Annotated in this window: 1 protein-coding gene and 1 pseudogene; both read right to left on the reverse strand. The window is 35.6% G+C overall.

Annotated elements, in window-relative coordinates; all coding sequences use genetic code 11:
• Positions 1-158 precede the first annotated feature (158 nt).
• Positions 159-1,202, reverse strand: a pseudogene (locus tag HMPREF1495_RS07850) (ORF6N domain-containing protein).
• On the reverse strand, positions 1,195-1,338 hold the full coding sequence (locus tag HMPREF1495_RS13785; protein WP_158609907.1) for a hypothetical protein: 144 nt from the start codon (positions 1,336-1,338) through the stop codon (positions 1,195-1,197). Before HMPREF1495_RS13785 ends, HMPREF1495_RS07850 begins: the two are co-directional and overlap by 8 nt.
• Positions 1,339-1,369: the final 31 nt, after the last annotated feature.

The following is a 1,369-nucleotide window of genomic DNA, read 5'->3' on the forward strand; positions in this document are numbered from 1 at the left end:
GAATCCCATTGATAATCGTCATCATCCCATTTTCTTTTCCAATGATCATTAATAAAACTAATACTAAAACTTTCGCCTGTACTTAATTTATCTTTTTCTTTACTGCCCTTGTGTCAAGTATTGGATACATTTTATTAAATTTCCAATCTGCTTCACTTCTATCTTAACTTCAACACCGGATTTTTCAATAGGTTATTAATAAGGTCTGTATAAATCATCTGATCGACCACTTCCGTTATGCTTGTGATTCTTTGCCCTGCATCTTTGGAAGATGCTCCACAATGATAGATTCTCTGATGTTCGGTATTCCAGTCGATAATAATGTATCTGTCATGAAACTCTCCACCGGATTTTTGGAATGTTATCTTTCTAAACGGATACTCCTTACAAAAATCCTGATATTCAAGGGTATGAAGTCCTTTGCCGATGTTATCACTGAATATAATGACCTTTACCGATGAAGGGACATCTTTTAACAAGACCAAGGTTTTCACTCCGATGTAGTTATCGACGATATAAATACTCTTTTTCGCTATGCTGTAAATGTCCTTATAAGCAAGATTCGCTTCGACCGGCTGTCCATTCAAAAGTAAAAATCCATATTTGAGCTGTGGATTGCTAAGGTCGAGAATCAAATCAGACAGCTCAGATTTATGCACCACGTTATTTAAGGTGTCCATCACTTCTGCTACCTGATCTTCCACATCTCTTAAATCTCGTCTTAAATTCTGCATTTCCACGACATTACTTGTGATCTGCATCGAAAGCTGTAAAAACTCTCTTTTCCCAATCAACCCTTGATTTTCTACGATGTAGTCTTTCATCTTCTTAAAGGTACGAATCAGAGCTTTACTCTGCTTGACCGCAAGCTCTCCTTTGAGAACTGTCATCAGCATTTAGATTCCCTGCTCGGTAAAAGCATGAGGATTGTACTTAATATTACTACCTCTTCCTACACTCTTATTCAAGGTCACATTTTGTGACCTTGAAAGTTCAGATACTTCCTCGTCAGTTAATCGGAACATAAAATCTTCATCAAATTTTTCAATATTCCTTTTTACTTGCTGATTAAAAGCTTTTGTTTCATACCCATAAATCTCTGCCAGTTCAAAATCAAGCATAACTTTCTGTCCCCTAATAATATAAATCTTTTTTACAAGGGATTCATGATTTACAAGCATCATCTCGTCTTTTTTATCCATCTTTTTCATCACCTTCCTCAAATCTCCAAACAATCTCAACCGTATTCTTATCATAAACATAGATTTTGTCTATGACTTCGTTTATCCAGTCTAAAACAAGTCCTCCTTTTGCTACCTCTTCTCTTAGCTTATCCACATTCAGATGATGTTGGTGTTAGAATATATTT

Source organism: Lachnoanaerobaculum sp. MSX33 (assembly GCF_000512995.1).
In the GTDB taxonomy this organism is placed as follows: Bacteria; Bacillota; Clostridia; order Lachnospirales; family Lachnospiraceae; genus Lachnoanaerobaculum.